8 protein-coding genes are annotated in these 16,097 nt (G+C 61.5%); 5 read left to right on the top strand and 3 right to left on the bottom strand.

Annotated features, from left to right (window positions below; translation table 11 throughout):
- Nucleotides 1–103: 103 nt before the first annotated feature.
- Entirely contained in the window at nt 104–7,243 is a 7,140-nt protein-coding gene (locus tag PSH69_RS07575) for a retention module-containing protein (RefSeq protein ID WP_305411567.1), read from the bottom strand.
- A gap of 591 nt (nt 7,244–7,834) precedes the next feature.
- On the opposite strand from PSH69_RS07575, the gene PSH69_RS07570 reads away from it, so the two are divergent.
- The 3 genes from PSH69_RS07570 to PSH69_RS07560 are packed head-to-tail and all read left to right on the top strand — an operon-like array spanning nt 7,835 to nt 12,756.
- Nucleotides 7,835–9,193 (top strand): TolC family outer membrane protein, encoded by a 1,359-nt coding sequence (locus PSH69_RS07570; protein ID WP_019648053.1) that lies wholly within the window; start codon nt 7,835–7,837, stop codon nt 9,191–9,193.
- A gap of 26 nt (nt 9,194–9,219) precedes the next feature.
- Complete coding sequence (locus PSH69_RS07565) at nt 9,220–11,379, top strand: type I secretion system permease/ATPase (protein ID WP_305411565.1); 2,160 nt, start codon at nt 9,220–9,222, stop codon at nt 11,377–11,379.
- A gap of 9 nt (nt 11,380–11,388) precedes the next feature.
- A complete protein-coding gene (locus PSH69_RS07560) occupies nt 11,389–12,756 on the top strand; it encodes an HlyD family type I secretion periplasmic adaptor subunit (protein ID WP_305411564.1) in 1,368 nt (455 codons plus the stop codon).
- A gap of 160 nt (nt 12,757–12,916) precedes the next feature.
- Here PSH69_RS07560 and PSH69_RS07555 read toward each other — a convergent pair whose 3' ends face one another.
- Nucleotides 12,917–13,513, bottom strand: coding sequence for a tRNA-uridine aminocarboxypropyltransferase (locus PSH69_RS07555; RefSeq protein ID WP_305411563.1), 597 nt, complete (start codon nt 13,511–13,513; stop codon nt 12,917–12,919).
- A gap of 4 nt (nt 13,514–13,517) precedes the next feature.
- The gene (locus PSH69_RS07550) at nt 13,518–14,411 is read right to left on the bottom strand and encodes a LysR family transcriptional regulator (protein ID WP_258620607.1); all 894 of its coding nucleotides are present in this window, start codon (nt 14,409–14,411) and stop codon (nt 13,518–13,520) included.
- A 251-nt stretch (nt 14,412–14,662) separates the two neighbouring features.
- On the opposite strand from PSH69_RS07550, the gene speB reads away from it, so the two are divergent.
- Together speB and PSH69_RS07540 are read left to right on the top strand one after the other, a co-directional pair.
- Complete coding sequence (gene speB / locus PSH69_RS07545; RefSeq protein ID WP_305411562.1) at nt 14,663–15,613, top strand: agmatinase; 951 nt, start codon at nt 14,663–14,665, stop codon at nt 15,611–15,613.
- A gap of 9 nt (nt 15,614–15,622) precedes the next feature.
- On the top strand, nt 15,623–16,045 hold the full coding sequence (locus tag PSH69_RS07540) for a nuclear transport factor 2 family protein (RefSeq protein ID WP_018929906.1): 423 nt from the start codon (nt 15,623–15,625) through the stop codon (nt 16,043–16,045).
- The last annotated feature ends 52 nt before the right edge of the window (nt 16,046–16,097 follow it).

Below are 16,097 nucleotides of genomic sequence, written 5' to 3'. Positions count from 1 at the left end.
CCACATGAGGTGTATCCGGGCACAGGGCCGGTAGATAAATCCTCAACCAACAAAAAACCCGCCATCCCCTTTCACCGGGAATGGCGGGTTTTGTCGTTTCAGATCACACGGTATCCACCTTCAACGAATGGTCGTTCAACATGCCGTTGATAATGGTCGCGGTATCGTGACCGCCGGCAATCACCCCACCCGCCCCCGGGGTGACGCCGTAGTGACTGGCCAGGTTCACACCGGCCAGGTCGATGGTCTGGCTCGGCGTGGCGCCAGCCATGGCGCTGATGTCGATGCTGGTGACCAGGGTCGCGCCGCTGCCGGTGACTTTGAAGTGCAGGTAATCATCCAGCGATGCCGCAGTGCCGTTCTCGCCTTGCAGCAGTTGCGACAGGTCGAGTTTGTCGGTGCCCGGGGTGAAGTCGGTGATGACGTCGTGGCCGCTGTTACCTTTGAGCCACTGGAAGGTGTCGGCACCGCTGCCGCCAGTGAGGGTGTTGTCGCCCAGGCCGCCGATCAGGAAGTCGTCGCCGCCCCCGCCGTTGAGCACATCGTTACCCAGACCGCCGTTGATGATGTTGCCGTTGTTGTCGCCCGTGAGGCTGTCGTTGAAGTTCGAGCCCGTGAGGTTTTCGATGCCGGTCAGGGTGTCGGTGCCTGCGCCAACAGTGTTTTGCGCGGTGAGCAGGCTGAGGTCGACAGTGACGCCGGCGGTGGCATGGGCGTAGCTCGCGGTGTCGTTACCGGTGCCGCCGTCGAGCCAATCGTTGCCCGGCCCGCTGAACAGCAGATCGTTGCCGGCACCGCCGTGCATCTCGTTATTGCCTGAGCCTGCGGTGAGCACGTCGTTGCCGTCACCCGCATTGATAATGTTGTTGCCGGTGCCTGCGATCAACACGTCATCGCCCGAGGTGCCGGTCAGTGTATGGCCGGCCTGATAGGTGATGTCGACTGCCGCGCTGTCGCTGCCGCCGTGGTTGTCGCTGGCGGTGTAGGTGCCATGGAAGTCTGGCGTGGAGTCCTGGGCTCCGGCGTAGTTGACGGTCATGGTCAGTTGATAGTTTTCCGCCCCCTTCCCGCTGTTGCCAGGTCCCCCGTCGTCGATGTTGGTGATGTGGATCTGGTACGTGCCGTCCGCCGTGGCGGTGATGGTCTGGCCATCGGCGAGAGCCATGTAAGCGCCGCCATTGACCGAGTACTCCATGGTGATGTGGCCGGCCGCCAGGTTGTGGTCCAGGTTGAGGGTTTCGCCCTGTTTGAGGTTGACGGTGATGCGGTCCTCATCGTTGGTATTGTTGGTGCTGACCGCCCCCAAGGCCCCGCTGACCACCAGCATGGCGGTCATGGCGGCAGCGTTGGCGACGAATGCACTGCGGGCGATAGTCACGGCCTGGACGTTATTGCCGGTGAAACTGAAGCTCGAGTTGGTGCCGGTAAAGTCCGCCCCCTTGGCCGTCCAACCCGTGTTGAAGGTGGTCGGCGATGCCGTGAGCGGATCGCCGTTGGGGTCGGTGTCGTTGGCCAATAGCAGCTCGCCCGGCACCACGATACTGCCCGACAGCACGTTGGTGATGATGTGATCATCGACCGCCACCGGTGGCGAATTCGGAATCACGTTGACCGTCAGGGTCGAGCTGGTGAGATCGCCATCGTTATCGCTGGCGGTGAAGCCGATGTTTTCGGTGATCTGCACGGCCGTGGTTTTCTGCGAGGTGTAGGTGTACTCGCCGGTGTCGAGGTTCACCAGCAGCGTGCCGCTGTTGTTGGTGGCGATGCTCAGGGTGTTGTCGACGGTGTTGAAGGTGCCGTGGTTGGCGCCGCCGCTGAAGTTCAGCGAACCCTGATTGCTGTTGGCTTTCGGGTCGTAGGTATAGGTGGTGCCGTCGACCGTGAGGGTTTTGATGAAACCGCCATCGGCGCCGAATGTACCGCCCTCGCCCAGCAACGAACCGGTGACCGGCGCACCTTGCACGGTGCCCGAAAGTACCGAGTTGAGTTGGTTGAGGTCAGTCACCACCACAGCGTTGGTGTCGGTGTGCGTGCTGCCGTCATAGGCCACCGGATCGAGGCTGGCGTTATTGACGCCGCTGCCCAGGCCGATGGCGTAGTTCTTGATGCCATTGGCGTCGAGGAAGGCTTTGAGCGCGATCTCGTCCGCAGTGCCGATGTCGCCTTCGTTGGGTTTGCCATCGGAGAAGAAGTAGCCGACGTTCTGCGCCCCGATGAGTTTGCCCGAGGTGTCGAACGCGCTCTCCATGGTTGCCACGGCCGCGTCGTAGTTGGTCCCGCCGCCTGCGGTCAGCGTAGCGATGATCGACTTGGCCGTCGCCACATCGACCCAGATCGACGTCTGGTCGGTGGCGCTGCTGCTGAAGGTGACGATCTGTACCTTCACGTCGCCCAGATTGTCGTACTTGTCGAGCAGCGCGCTGATCGCCTGCTTGGCCAGGTCCAGCCGCGACAGGCCCGATACGCCGGAGGGGTCATCCATACTCCCGGACACGTCGATCACCAGCAGCAGGTTGGAGTCGATCTGCACGGCCGGCACCGAACGGTCCGAGGCGACGGCGTGAGGCACGTCGTCGACGATGCTGACCACAAGGGTGCCGGTGGTGCTGTTGCCGATGGCATCGGTGGCTTTGTAGGTGAAGCTTTCGTTCAAGGTATTCGCGCCATCGTTGGCGTTCGGCGATGTTTTCGGCGCCGAGGTCAGGGTGTACGTGTAGGAGCCATCGGGATTGAGCAGGATTTGCCCGTAGGTGCCGGTGGCGCTGCCGACCAGGGTGTAGGTGATCGCGCCAGTGGCGCCAGTGATCGAGCCTGCCAACGTACCGGAGCCAGTTTCACCGGTGTTGCCGGGCTCGCTGCCGGTGACGCTGCCCGCCGCCAGGTCCTGCCCATCCTGGGTCAGATCCAACGCCTTTTCGTAGACGATTACATCGGTATCGGTGGCCGCTACGAGACAGTTGTTGGACACGTCAACGGTGATCGTGGCGGTGCTTTCATCGCCGTCGGCATCGCGCACGGTGTAGGTGAACACATCCGTGGCGCCCGCTTCGCCGACTGAATTCGGGTTGCTGTGGTACACGGCGTTGCCGCTGGCATCCAGGGTGAGATAGCCGTAGGTGCCATTGATTTGCGTGTTCAAGCCACCGATGGCCGAAGTCGAGGTGTCGCTGCCAGCACGCACGCCGACCACTGCCCCACCCAAGGCAGGGCCATCAGCGCCGAGCACATCATTGTCCAGCACATTGCCGCTGACCGTGCCGCCCTCCACCACCGAAACCGAATCGCAATGGGCCGTCGGCACGTCATCGACGATGTTGATCACGATGGTACTGGTGACGCTGTTGCCCAGAGAATCGGTGGCCTGATAGGTGAAACTTTCGCTCAGGGTATTCGCGCCGTCGTTGGCATGCGGCGTGGTCGTGGGCGCAGAAATCAGGGTGTAAGTGTAGGAACCGTCCGGGTTGAGCAGGATTTGCCCATAGGTGCCGGTGGCGCTGCCGACCAGAGCGTAAGTGATTGCACCCGTGGCGCCAGTGATTGAACCGACTAATGTGCCGGAGGCGGTTTCACCGGTGTTGTCAGGCTCGCTGCCGATGACAGTGCCCGCCGCCAGGTCCTGGCCGTCCTTGGTCAGGTCCAACGCCTTTTCGTAAACGGTCACGTCGTTATCGGGGGCCACCACGAGGGAACAGTTGGAGATGTCGATGGTGATGGTCGTGGTGCTTTCATCGCCGTCGCCATCGCGCACGGTGTAGGTGAACACGTCCGTGGCGCCCGGTTCACCGACCGAGTTCGGATTGCTGTGGTACACGGCGTTGCCATTGGCATCCAGAGTGAGATAGCCGTAGGTGCCGTTGATGTGCGTATTCAAACCACCGATAGCCGAAGTCGAGGTATCGCCGCCGGCGCGCACGCCAACCACCGCGCCACCCAAGGCAGGGCCGTCAGCACCGAGCACATCATTGCCCAAGACATTACCGCTGACCGTGCCGCCTTCCGCCACTGAGACGACATCGGCATGAGCGGTTGGCACGTCATCGACGATGTTGATCACGATGGTGCTGGTGACGCTGTTGCCCAGGGAGTCGGTGGCCTGATAGGTGAAACTTTCGCTGAGGGTGTTCGCGCCATCGTTGGCGTGAGGTGTAGTCGTCGGAGGCGAGGTCAGGGTGTAGGTGTAGCTGCCGTCCGGGTTGAGCAGGATTTGCCCATAGGTTCCGTTGGCGCTGCCGACCAGGCTGTACGTGATGGTGTCGCTGGTGCCAGTGACTGAACCCACCAGCGTGCCCGAGGCGGTTTCGCCGGTGTTGCCAGGCTCGCTGCCGATGACCGTGCCCGCCGACAGGTCCTGCCCGTCCTTGGTCAGGTCCAGCGCTTTTTCATTAACCGTCACATCGGTGTCGGTGGCAGCTACGAGGGTGCAGTTGGCCACGTCGATGGTAATGGTGGTGGTGCTTTCATCGCCGTCGGCATCGCGCACGGTGTAGGTGAACACGTCGGTCGCGCCAGGGCCGTTCACGGCATTTGGATTGCTGTGATAGACCGCATCGCCGTTGGCATCCAGGGTCAGGTAGCCATAGGTGCCGTTGATTTGACTGTTCAAGCCACCGATGGCTGAAGTCGAGGTGTCGCTGCCGGCGCGTACGCCGACCACCGCGCCACCGAGTGCCAGCCCGTCGGCGCCGCCGATATCGTTGCCCAGCACGTTCCCCGAGACCGTCGCGCCTTCGGCCACTGAGGCGTGATCAGGGTTGGCGGTGGGCAAGTCATCGACGATGTTGACGTTGATCTGGCCCAACGCCGTGCTGCCGTCGACGTCAGTGGCGACGACGTTGAGGTTCTCGGTGATGCTGTTGGTGCCGTTGGCGTTCGGGTGGGTTTCGTTATCCACCAGGGTATAGCTGTAGCTGACCACGCCGGTCGCGCTGTCGTAACCGGTGATGGTGAGCGTACTGCCCAGCGGAGTGACGTTCGACTGCGGGAAGCCTGCGGCCACGCCACCGGTGACCACCGCGATGCCGCCCACCGTCAGGGTTTGCAAACCGTCGAGCGCGGTGACGGTGAAGGTGCCGCTCTGGGTCAGCGCCGGTGTGTTGGGGCTGCTGCCGTCGCTGAGGTTTTTTTCGTAGACGGTCAGTTCGCCGCCGTTGACGTTCAGGCCATCGAGCGTCACCAGGTCGTCGTTGTTATGGATGTTCAGCACCAGCGTCGCGGTGCTGGTATCGCCATCGGCATCGGTAAGGGTGTAGACGAAATTTTCGGTGCCGTTGCCACCGCCGTGCAAGGCTTTGAAATCGGCATCGTTGGTGTTCAGGGTGTAGGTGTACGTGCCGTTGGCATTGAGTACCAAGGTGCCGAACGTCCCGGTGAAGGTGCCGCCGATGATCGGCCCGCTGTCAGGGCCGATGGCAATACGGTCGGCGCCCTGGACGTCGTTGGGCAGCACGCTGCCGGTGAGGGTCAGCAGGGTTTCCGATGCCGTATTGGCGTTGCTGTCATCTACGGCATGAGGCAGGTCATCGACGATATTCACATCAAGACTGCCAGTCGCGGTGGTGCCGTTGTCGTCCACCACGGTGACCGCAAACTGCTCGGAGAGACTGTTGGCGCCGTTGGCATTCGGATGCATTTCGTTGTCGACGAGGGTGTAGCTGTAGCTGACCACGCCGGTCGCATTGTCGTACCCGGTGATGGTCAACGTGTTGCCGAGTGGCGTGACGATGGAATGCGGGAAGCCTGTGATCAGGTCACCGGAAACCACCACGATGCCGCCCACCGTCAGGGTTTGCACACCGTCCAGCGCAGTAATGGTGAATGTGCCGCTCTGGGTCAGCGCCGATGCATCAGGGTTGCTGCCGTCACTGAGGTTTTTCTCGTTGACGGTCAGCTCGCCACCTTCGGCATTCAGGCCATTGAGCGTCACCAGGTCGTCGTTGTTATGGATGTTCAGCACCAGCGTCGCGGTGCTGGTATCGCCATCGGAATCGGTAAGGGTGTAGACGAAATTTTCGGTGCCGTTGCCACCGCCGTGCAGGGCTTTGAAGTCGGCATCGCTGGTGTTCAGGGTGTAGGTGTACGTGCCGTTGGCGTTCAACACCAGGGTGCCGAACGTCCCGGTGAAGGTGCCGCCGATAATCGGCCCGCTGTCGGGGCCGGTGGCAATGCGATCGGCGCCCTGGACGTCGTTGGGCAGCACGCTGCCGGTCAGGGTCAGCAGGGTTTCCGACGCGGTATGGGCGTTGCTGTCGTCGATGGCCTTGGGCACATCGTCGGTGATATTGACGTCCAGCGAACCGGTGGCGGTATCGCCGTTGCTGTCGTTCGCAACCACAGTGAATTGTTCACTGAGATTGTTGGTGCCATCACCGGCGGAATGGGTTTCGTTGCCGACCAGGGTGTAGCTGTAACTGACCACGCCGGTGGCCGGGTTGTAGCCGGTGATCGTCAGGGTGTTGCCCAGTTGAGTGGTGATCGACTGCGGAAAACCGATGGGCACCCCACCACTGATCACGCTGATCCCGCCGATGCTCAGGCTGCTCAGCCCGTCGGGCGCAGACACCGTGAACGTGCTGTGCTGAGTCAGTGCCCCCGGGTTGCTGGCCGACCCGTTCGCCAGGTTGGCTTCATTGAGGGTCAGTTCACCGCCCGCCACCGACAGGCCGGTGAGGGTGACCGGGTGATTCGGCACGTTCGCGGCAAACGGCGTAACGATGCCTTTATCGCCGTTGTCCGGCGCAGCGTCCCGGCGCTCCAGGGGGAATTCGGGAATACCGTTGAAACCCGCGGTGGGGAAACCAATCGTGGGATCGACCCGCCCGCCCACTTCCTCCAACAGCACAAAACTGTGGCCACCACCCAAGGCGCCACCAGGCGCGCCCGTTGTGCCCGGCCCGGCGGCGGTGGCCTCAGCGGTCTGGGTCGGGTCGGCACCGGCGGCAATGGCTTTTTGCAGTTGTTCGACATCGGTCAGTTGCGCCTGGCTCGGTGTTACCGCATCGGTGGTTTCCACATGCGGCACTTGATGCGCCAGTAATTGGGCGGTCATTTGCAGGCTGCTGTCACGCCCCAGGGTCAGCTCCTGGCCATTTTGCAAATGCACCGCCACCGCCCCTTCGGCCCCGGTGACCAGTTGCTCACCGGCAAACAGCCGATCGCCCTCGATCAGTGCCCGTCGAGTGCCATCACCCGCCACTGCATACACTTGACCGATGACCTTACTGACGATACCGATGAGCGTTGCCATGTGCATTCCTCCGCTGCCAACTGCTGTCGGCATCCTGTTTTCGCGAAGAAACGTGCTCATGGTTCAAGCAGGTTGCCCGAGACCCGTGTGCCGGAAAGCGTTTACCTGAAGTAAACCGCTGCCTCCCGACACTCTCGCCAGGCGTGTCGCTCGCGAGGGGGGTGTCTTGGGATCGGGATAAAACCCTCTGCAATCAATGGCATCGGGACCCACTTCCAAAACGACCGGCCTGCAAACGCATGCGTAACGGTTCTGAATCACTCGAGCGACAAAAAAATGTCGCCTCTAAACCGTCTCGCTCTCCTCCCCTCCAGCACTTCTTCGCCCTGTATCGAAAAGTGAATGGAACTTTCCAAAACCCTGTTGATGCTCCAGAAAGCCAATAAAACAAAGGCTTTCGCATTGAACAATGTGCTGGATTTTTCAGGCCGCATAAGTTTTTTTTGGCATAGCCCTTATGAAAAATTTTTCTTAGCTACGCTTCAGGATGTTCTTAGCTCTGTTGTTACAGGCATGAAACGGTTTCATCTAAAAATATCGTCAAAAAAATGGCGACCGCTAAGCACCATCAGGAATCAGGGAGATGCACCCATGCGCGTTTTAACCCCCCTTTGCAGTGCGATTCTGCTGGCCATGGCCTGCGCTTCTCAGGCTCAGGCGATGTCATTGACCGAGGCGATCCAGAGCACCATTGCGACCCACCCGGAACTGGCGTCTCGGGTCGATGCCCGGCTCTCGGCCGACGAGCAGATTAAAGTCGCTAAAGGGGGCTTTTATCCATCGGTGGATTTGAACGCCGCCTACGGGCGCGGCTACAGCGATAACACCACCACCCGGTCGCGGGGCAATCACAACACCGAAATCCTCACCTACACCCAGTCGGAACTGCGCCTGCGGCAAATGCTGTTTGATGGTTTCAACACCGCCAACGAGGTCGCGCGCACCAAAGGCGTGTCCAACTCGCGGGCCTATTACGCTCAAGGCACCGCCCAGGACCTGGCCCTGCGCACCATCGAGGTGTACCTCGAAGTGCTCAAGCGACGCGAACTGGTGACCCTGGCCAAGAACAATCTGCAAGCGCACATGCGGGTCAACGATCAGATCGGCCTGCGTACCCAGCGTGGGATCGGCAGCAACGCCGACGCCGACCAGTCCACCGCTCGCCGGGCACTGGCGCAAAACAACCTCGACACCGCCGAAGTCGATCTGGCCGATGCCGAAGCGAATTTCTACAGCGTCGTGGGGCGCATGCCCGATGAACTCGAAGCGCCGCCGTCGACCCGCGGCGAACTGCCCGCCACCCTGCCCGAAGCCCAGCAGAGCATGGTGGAAAACAACCCGTACCTGAAATCCGCCCAGGCTGACGTGCAATCGGCCGAGAGCCAGTACGAAGTCGCCAAGTCGCCGTTCTACCCACGCTTCGACGCCGAAGCAGCGGTGGGCGCCAATAACAATGTGCAGGGCGATCAAGGCCACGACAACGAATGGCGAGTGGGCGTGGTGATGAACTACAACCTGTTCCGTGGCGGCAGCGACAAGGCCCGGTTGGCCTCCGATGCGCATCAGATCAACCAGGCGATGGACATCCGCAACAACGCATTGCGCCAGCTCAACGAGAACATCCACCTGGCCTGGAACGCCATGCAGAACGCCAAGAAACAAACCCCGACCGCCCGTGAATACGCCGAAACCACCACCCGTGTACGGGCAGCGTATCAGGATCAGTTCGGTCTCGGCCAACGGACTCTGCTCGACTTGCTCGACAGTGAAAACGAGCTCTACAACGCCAACCGCCGCTACACCGAAGTGCGCTACACCGAGGAGTTCTCGATGTACCGCGTGCTGGCGAACATGGGCCAGTTGTTGAGCAAGCAACGGGTGGTGCTGCCCGCCGATGCGATCGCCGCCACCGAAGTGAAAAACGAAGCGCGCTTGCCTGAACTCAAATGAAGTAACGCCGTGTAGGAGCGATCAATGTGACCAGCATGGAAACCGGCAACACGGGTGTCGATCCGCGTCTGAGCTTCGATGATCCGCTTCTGGACGGCCTGTTGATTCTCTGCAAACTCCACGGCGCGACGGTCAGTCGCGCCAGCCTGAGTGCCGGGCTGCCAATGGCACACCAACGCTTGAGCCTGGACTTGCTGCCCCGCGCAGCGGCCCGGGCCAGTTTGCAGGCGCGGGTGCTGCGCCGTGAACTGGCGGATATTTCCGCGCTCAACCTGCCAGTGATGCTGATCCTCAACCATGGCCGCTGCGCGGTCTTGCGCCGTTGGGGCGACGATGGTCAGGCGCTGATTCTGCCCAGCGAAGCCGACGGCGGAGAACAATGGGTCAGCACGGACGAGCTGGCCGCCAACTACAGCGGCCAGGCCTTGTTCGCCCGGCCACGGCATGAACTCGAAGACTTGCGCGCGCCGCTGGTGCCGCGGGTCGAGGCGTGGTTTCGCGACACGCTGAAGCTATCGAAATGGCTGTACAGCGATGCGATTCTGGCGAGTTTCCTGATCAACCTGCTGGGCCTGATGGTGCCGTTGTTCGTGATGCAGACCTACGACCGGGTGGTGCCGAACCAGGCCACTTCAACCTTGTGGGTGCTGTCGATCGGCCTGCTGATCGGCACCGGTTTTGAGTTGGTGCTGCGGGTGGTTCGTGCGCACTTGCTGGACACTGCCGGGAAGAAAACCGACGTGATTCTTTCGGCGACCCTGTTCGAACGCATCACCGGCATGGCGATGAAAGCGCGACCCGCAACCATCGGTGGTTTCGCCCAGAGCATTCATGATTTTCAGGGCCTGCGGGAGTTTCTCACCGCCGTCACGCTGACCAGCCTGATCGACATGCCCTTCGCTGTGCTGATGCTGGTGGTGATCGGCCTGCTCGGCGGCTGGCTGGTGGTGATTCCGCTGCTGGCCTTCCCCATCACGATTCTCTTCGCCATGGTGATTCAGGCGCGCCTGCGCGACACCGTGCAGAAGAGTCTGAGCCTCGGTGCCGAACGCCAGGCCCTGCTGATCGAAACCCTCGGCGGCCTGGAAACCCTCAAGGCCTGCAGCGCTGAAAGCGAGCGCCAGCACAAATGGGAAAGCACCCACGGCGCCCTCACCCGCCTCGACAGCCATGCGCGCAACCTCTCCGCGCTGGCCACCAACGGCACGCTGTTCATTCAGCAGTTCTCTGGCATGGCGACCATCGTCGCCGGGGTCTACAGCATCATCGCCGGCAACCTCAGCGTCGGTGCGCTGGTGGCGAGCTACATGCTCGGCAGTCGCGTGCTCGCGCCGCTGGGGCAGATCGCCGGGCTGATCACCCGTTACCAGCAAGCGCAACTGACCATGAAAAGCACCGATTCGCTGATGTCGCTGCCGCAAGAGCGCGATGCCAGGCAGCGGCCGCTGGAGCGCACGCAACTGCAAGGCGCCCTGGACGTCAGCGGCGTGACGTTCCACTACAACGGCCAGAACGCGCCGGCCCTGGCCAACGTCAGTTTCAGCATGAAGCCGGGCGAACGGATCGGCATCATCGGCCGTAGCGGTTCGGGCAAAAGCACGCTGGCGCGGCTGGTGATGGGTTTCTACGCACCGGAAGAAGGCCAGTTGCTGCTCGATGGCCTGGACCTGCGGCAACTGGACGTCGCCGACCTGCGTCAACAGATCGGCTATGTCGCCCACGACCTGCCCTTGCTGGCCGGCAGCCTGCGCGACAACCTGACCCTCGGCGCCCGTTATGTCAGCGATGCCCGGATGCTTGAAGTCGCTGAGCTGACCGGCGTGACTGAACTGGCGCGTCAGCATCCACAAGGGTTTGATCGGCCAGTGGGCGAGCGCGGTCAGTTGCTGTCGGGTGGGCAACGGCAAGCGGTGTTGCTGGCGCGGGCCTTGTTGCTCGATCCGCCAATCATGCTGCTCGACGAACCCACCAGCGCCATGGACAACAGCAGCGAAGACCTTCTGCGGCAGAAACTCCACGGCTGGGTCCAGGGCAAAACCGTGCTGCTGGTCACCCACCGCACCTCGATGCTCAGCCTGGTGGATCGGCTGGTGGTGCTGGACAACGGGCGGATCGTCGCCGACGGCCCGAAAGAAGCGGTGATCGATGCATTGCGCAAGGGCCGTGTCGGCTCTGCGACGGTTTAGGAGCGACCCATGGCCCGTTCATCATCCGACACACCACAAGACCGAAGCTACTTCGGCAGTTTCAGCAAAAGTGCCGAAAGCGAATTCATGCCGGAAACCGCCGGCGCCTCGTTGCAGGATTCGCCGCGCTGGTCGCGGATCACCGTGTGGCTGGCGGCGGCGCTGCTGATCAGCGCGCTGGTCTGGGCCAAATTCGCCGTGTTGCAGGAAGTCACCATGGGCGAAGGCAAGGCGATTCCGTCGAGCAAGATACAGGTGATCCAGAACCTGGAAGGCGGCATCGTCACCGAGATTTTCGTGCGCGAAGGGCAAATGGTGAACAAGGGCGACACCTTGCTGCGCCTGGATGACACGCGATTCCTGTCGAACAAGGGCGAAAGCGAAGCGGACCGCTATGCCTTGATCGCCCAGGTCGAACGATTGTCCGCCGAAGCGGAAGGCCGGCCGTTCAAGCTGTCCCCGGAAGTCATCGCCAAGGCGCCGCAAGTGGCCGATGACGAACGCTCGCTGTATGAACAGCGCCAGCGCCGACTGGCTAGCGAACAGCGCACGCTGACTGAACAACTTCGGCAAAAAACCCAGGAGCTGGCGGAATTCCGTTCCAAACAGGGGCAGTTCAGTTCCAGCCTGGCGCTGCTGCAACAAGAGATGAACATGTCGGCGCCGCTGGTGGGCACCGGGGCGGTGTCACCGGTGGAAATCCTGCGGCTCAAACGCAGCGCGGTGGAAATCCGCGGCTCGCTGAACGCCACGACCCTGGCGATTCCCCGGGCGGAATCGGCGATCAACGAGATCAAAAGCAAGATCGACGAGTCCGAACAATCCTTCCGCTCGGACGCGGCGAAAGAGCTGAATGAGAAACGCACCGACCTGTCGAAAATCACCGCCACGAGCATTGCCATCGACGACCGGGTGACGCGCACCACGGTGGTGTCGCCGGTTCACGGCATCATCAAAGTGCTGAAGGTCAATACCATCGGCGGCGTGGTTCAGCCGGGCAGCGACATGGTGGAAATCGTGCCCGTGGAGGACAACCTGCTGATCGAAGCCAAGGTCCGCCCTCAGGACGTGGCGTTCCTGCACCCGGGCCAGAAAGCCATGGTCAAGTTCAGCGCTTATGACTACACGATTTATGGCGGGTTGAGTGCCAGGCTTGAGTTGATCGGGGCGGACACCATTACCGATGACAAGGGCAACAGTTTCTATCTGATTCAGGTCAGAACCGACAAGAATCACTTGGGCGGGGATGTGAAACCGCTGCTGATCATTCCGGGGATGGTGGCGACGGTGGACATTATTACCGGGGAGAAAAGCGTGCTGGATTACCTGCTTAAACCGGTGTTGAAGGCACGGACCGAGGCGATGCGCGAACGCTAAGTCTCACCGTCCCTGTGGCGAGGGAGCTTGCGTGTGATCGTTCCCACGCTCTGCGTGGGAATGCCGCCCGGGACGCTCCGCGTCCCTTCCCGGATGTGACGCAGAGCGTCACTGGATGCATTCCCACGCAGAGCGTGGGAACGATCACATCACACGCTCACTATTTCGGCCCATGATTACGCTGAAAAACCTCCTCCCCCATCGCCGCGATCTGCCCCTCGATCAACGCCTCGAACGGCTTTAATAACGGCTCGAAACTGCTCGGTGCTTCGAGGGTCTGCAACGCCTGCACAATCGCCTCCACCGTCGACAACGCCCCAGGCCCAGGTGCCTTGCGCAAGCGATAACGCGACACCCCGCCCTCGGCCAAGGTCACTCTCGGCAACGCCGCCAACAACGGATTGAGGTGCAGCATCTTGCGCGCCTTGCGCCAGGTACCGTCCGGAACCACCAGCAGCAGCGGCTTATCACTCGCGGTGTATGTCTGCATCGGCTGCGCATCTTCACCGGGAAACAACAGCCGCGCCTGATAACCCGGTTGATTCAACAACGCCGGCAAATCCTCGAACACCTCGCCCACGATCAACTCGGCATTCTTGAGTCCCAACGCAGCCAATCGTGCGGTATTCAATGCATGGTTCACTTCACTCGGATGCTGCAACAGCAACACCCGCGTGCGGCTATCCAGGCTTGGGATCAGTGGGCACAGACAATGGGTTTGCGGACGCAGGCAGCGCGGGCACTGGATTCTGGACATATTCTTAAGCCTGATTGAGCTGTGCTTTGAGCAAATCACGGAAGGTCTGGATCAGCGGCTCGCGGCTACGGCCACGGCGCACGATCATCGAGAATGGTGCCTGATAACCGAACGTCGCCGGCAGCAGCACGCGCAAATCCCCCTTGTCGGCCCAGGCCTGGGCGTAGTGCTCCGGCAGGTAACCGATGTAGGCGCCGGACAGCACCAGAATCAATTGGGCCTCCATACTTTCCACGGTCGCCGCGCTGTGCTTGAAACCATGACGCGCCAGTTCGGCCTGGCTCCAGTAGCCGCGACCGACCATGCGTTGCTGGGTGATGACTTGCTCGGGGATGCGCCGCTCGGTGAACAGCGGATGACGGCTGCTGCAATACAACCAGTGTTGCTCGCGGTAGAGCGGCATGTAGACCAGACCGCTCATGCGCGTGGAAAAGGCACCGATGGCCAGATCGAGGCGGTTGTCCTGCACGCCGAGTTGCAGTTCGTAGGGGCTCATGACCGACAGGTGCAAATGCACCGCCGGGTGTTCCTGGCTGTAGGCGCCGATGGCTTCGGCGAACGGCAAGGCCTTGTCGCTGACGGTGGAATCGATCACCCCCAGGTTCAACGTGCCACGCAATTCGCCTTTGAGGGCGGCGGCATATTGTTCGAAACCTTCGAGTTCGGCCAACAGGCGCAGGGTTTCCTGATGGAACAGCTCACCCTTGCTGGTCAGGCTGAAACCACCGCGCCCGCGATGACAGAGCACCAGGCCGAGGGCCGCTTCGAGCTGGCTCATGTAGGTGCTGATGGCCGAAGTCGAGAGGTTGAGCTCGTGCTGGGCGTTGGCGAACCCCTGATGGCGGACCACGCTGACGAAGATGCGCAATAGTTTCAGGTCGGGTAAAGCGTTGGCCATGGGGGCTCCATTGCAAGGTAGTGCATGTTGCTTTTGTGGCGAGGGAGCTTGCTCCCTCGCCACAAGGGTTCGGTGCATGGAGGGGAGTCTATCTTCCCGCCCGCCATTAGTTTAGAAAAATCTGAACTAAGTATTTGCCCGTAGCGATTCTTCCCGGCCACTGCATTTCGCAGAATCGGCCCACAGCGGTGCCCGTCTCTCCCCGAGCGGCTTACCTGCATAAATAAAACAACGACGATGAGGCCTTACCCGTGGACAAGATTCTTCACCAACCACTGGGCGGCAATGAAATGCCGCGCTTCGGCGGCATCGCCACCATGCTGCGACTCCCCCATGTGCCATCCGCTGCCGGCCTGGACGCTGCCTTTATCGGCATCCCGCTGGACATCGGCACGTCCCTGCGCCCCGGCACCCGCTTCGGGCCGCGTGAAATCCGCGCTGAATCGGTGATGATCCGTCCGTACAACATGGCCACCGGCGCTGCGCCGTTCGACTCGCTGTCGGTTGCCGACATCGGTGACGTGGCGATCAACACCTTCAACCTGCTGGACGCCGTGCGGATCATCGAAGAGGCCTACGACAATATCCTCGAACACGATGTGATCCCCCTGACGCTGGGCGGCGACCACACCATCACCCTGCCGATCCTGCGTGCCATCCATAAAAAGCACGGCAAGGTCGGCCTGGTGCACATCGACGCTCACGCCGATGTGAACGATCACATGTTCGGCGAGAAAATCGCCCACGGCACCACCTTCCGTCGCGCGGTAGAAGAAGGTCTTCTGGATTGCGACCGCGTAGTGCAAATTGGCCTGCGGGCTCAGGGCTACACCGCTGATGACTTCAACTGGAGCCGCAATCAAGGCTTCCGTGTGGTTCAGGCCGAAGAGTGCTGGCACAAATCCCTGGCGCCGCTGATGGCTGAAGTTCGCGCGAAAGTCGGCGACGGTCCGGTGTACCTGAGTTTCGATATCGACGGCATCGATCCGGCCTGGGCACCTGGCACCGGCACCCCGGAAATCGGCGGTCTGACGACCATTCAGGCGATTGAAATCGTGCGTGGCTGCCAAGGCCTCGACCTGGTCGGCTGCGATTTGGTAGAAGTCTCGCCAGCGTACGACACCACCGGCAACACCTCGCTGCTGGGCGCCAACCTGTTGTACGAAATGCTCTGCGTACTGCCAGGCGTGGTCCATCGCTGAGGATCGGTCATGAACGAACGTGATCAGGTACTCAATGCCGCCGCCGAACTGGTGTCGGCCTTTGCCCGAAACGATCGCGAAGCCTACTTCGGCGCATTCAGCATCGACGCCAGCTTCGTGTTCTACACCCTCGAACAGCCTCTGTTGTCGCGCGATGCCTACCAGGCGTTGTGGGACAGCTGGCGTGCCGAGGACGGCTTCGAGGTGCTGTCATGCACCTCGAGCAACGCCTTCGTCAGCCTGCAGGGTGACGTGGCGATTTTCATCCATGACGTGGCCACCGAGCTGCGCATGCAAGGGGAGCAACACTTCAGCCAGGAACGCGAGACGATTGTTTTCAAGAAACAGGCGTCTGGCCAAGAACAACAAGGCCTATGGCTGGCCTGCCACGAACATTTGTCCGCAATGCCGGAAGGGCTGCCACCCCCTTAGCCAAACAGGTGACGCTCACGCACGATGAGCGCGCCTTTATGATCGGAGCAGA

Origin of the sequence: Pseudomonas sp. FP1740, from assembly GCF_030687165.1 — a bacterium.
Lineage (GTDB): Bacteria > Pseudomonadota > Gammaproteobacteria > Pseudomonadales > Pseudomonadaceae > Aquipseudomonas.
Note: the sequence above shows the minus strand (reverse complement) of the source record. Positions and strands in the feature narration are given on the sequence as shown.

Bases quoted from the DNA above. Each gene is read 5' to 3' on its own strand.
- PSH69_RS07575 (WP_305411567.1), bottom strand. From the start codon at position 7,243: ATGGCAACGCTCATCGGTATCGTCAGTAAGGTCATCGGTCAAGTGTAT.
- PSH69_RS07570 (WP_019648053.1), top strand. From the start codon at position 7,835: ATGCGCGTTTTAACCCCCCTTTGCAGTGCGATTCTGCTGGCCATGGCC.
- PSH69_RS07560 (WP_305411564.1), top strand. From the start codon at position 11,389: ATGGCCCGTTCATCATCCGACACACCACAAGACCGAAGCTACTTCGGC.
- PSH69_RS07555 (WP_305411563.1), bottom strand. From the start codon at position 13,513: ATGTCCAGAATCCAGTGCCCGCGCTGCCTGCGTCCGCAAACCCATTGT.
- PSH69_RS07550 (WP_258620607.1), bottom strand. From the start codon at position 14,411: ATGGCCAACGCTTTACCCGACCTGAAACTATTGCGCATCTTCGTCAGC.
- PSH69_RS07540 (WP_018929906.1), top strand. From the start codon at position 15,623: ATGAACGAACGTGATCAGGTACTCAATGCCGCCGCCGAACTGGTGTCG.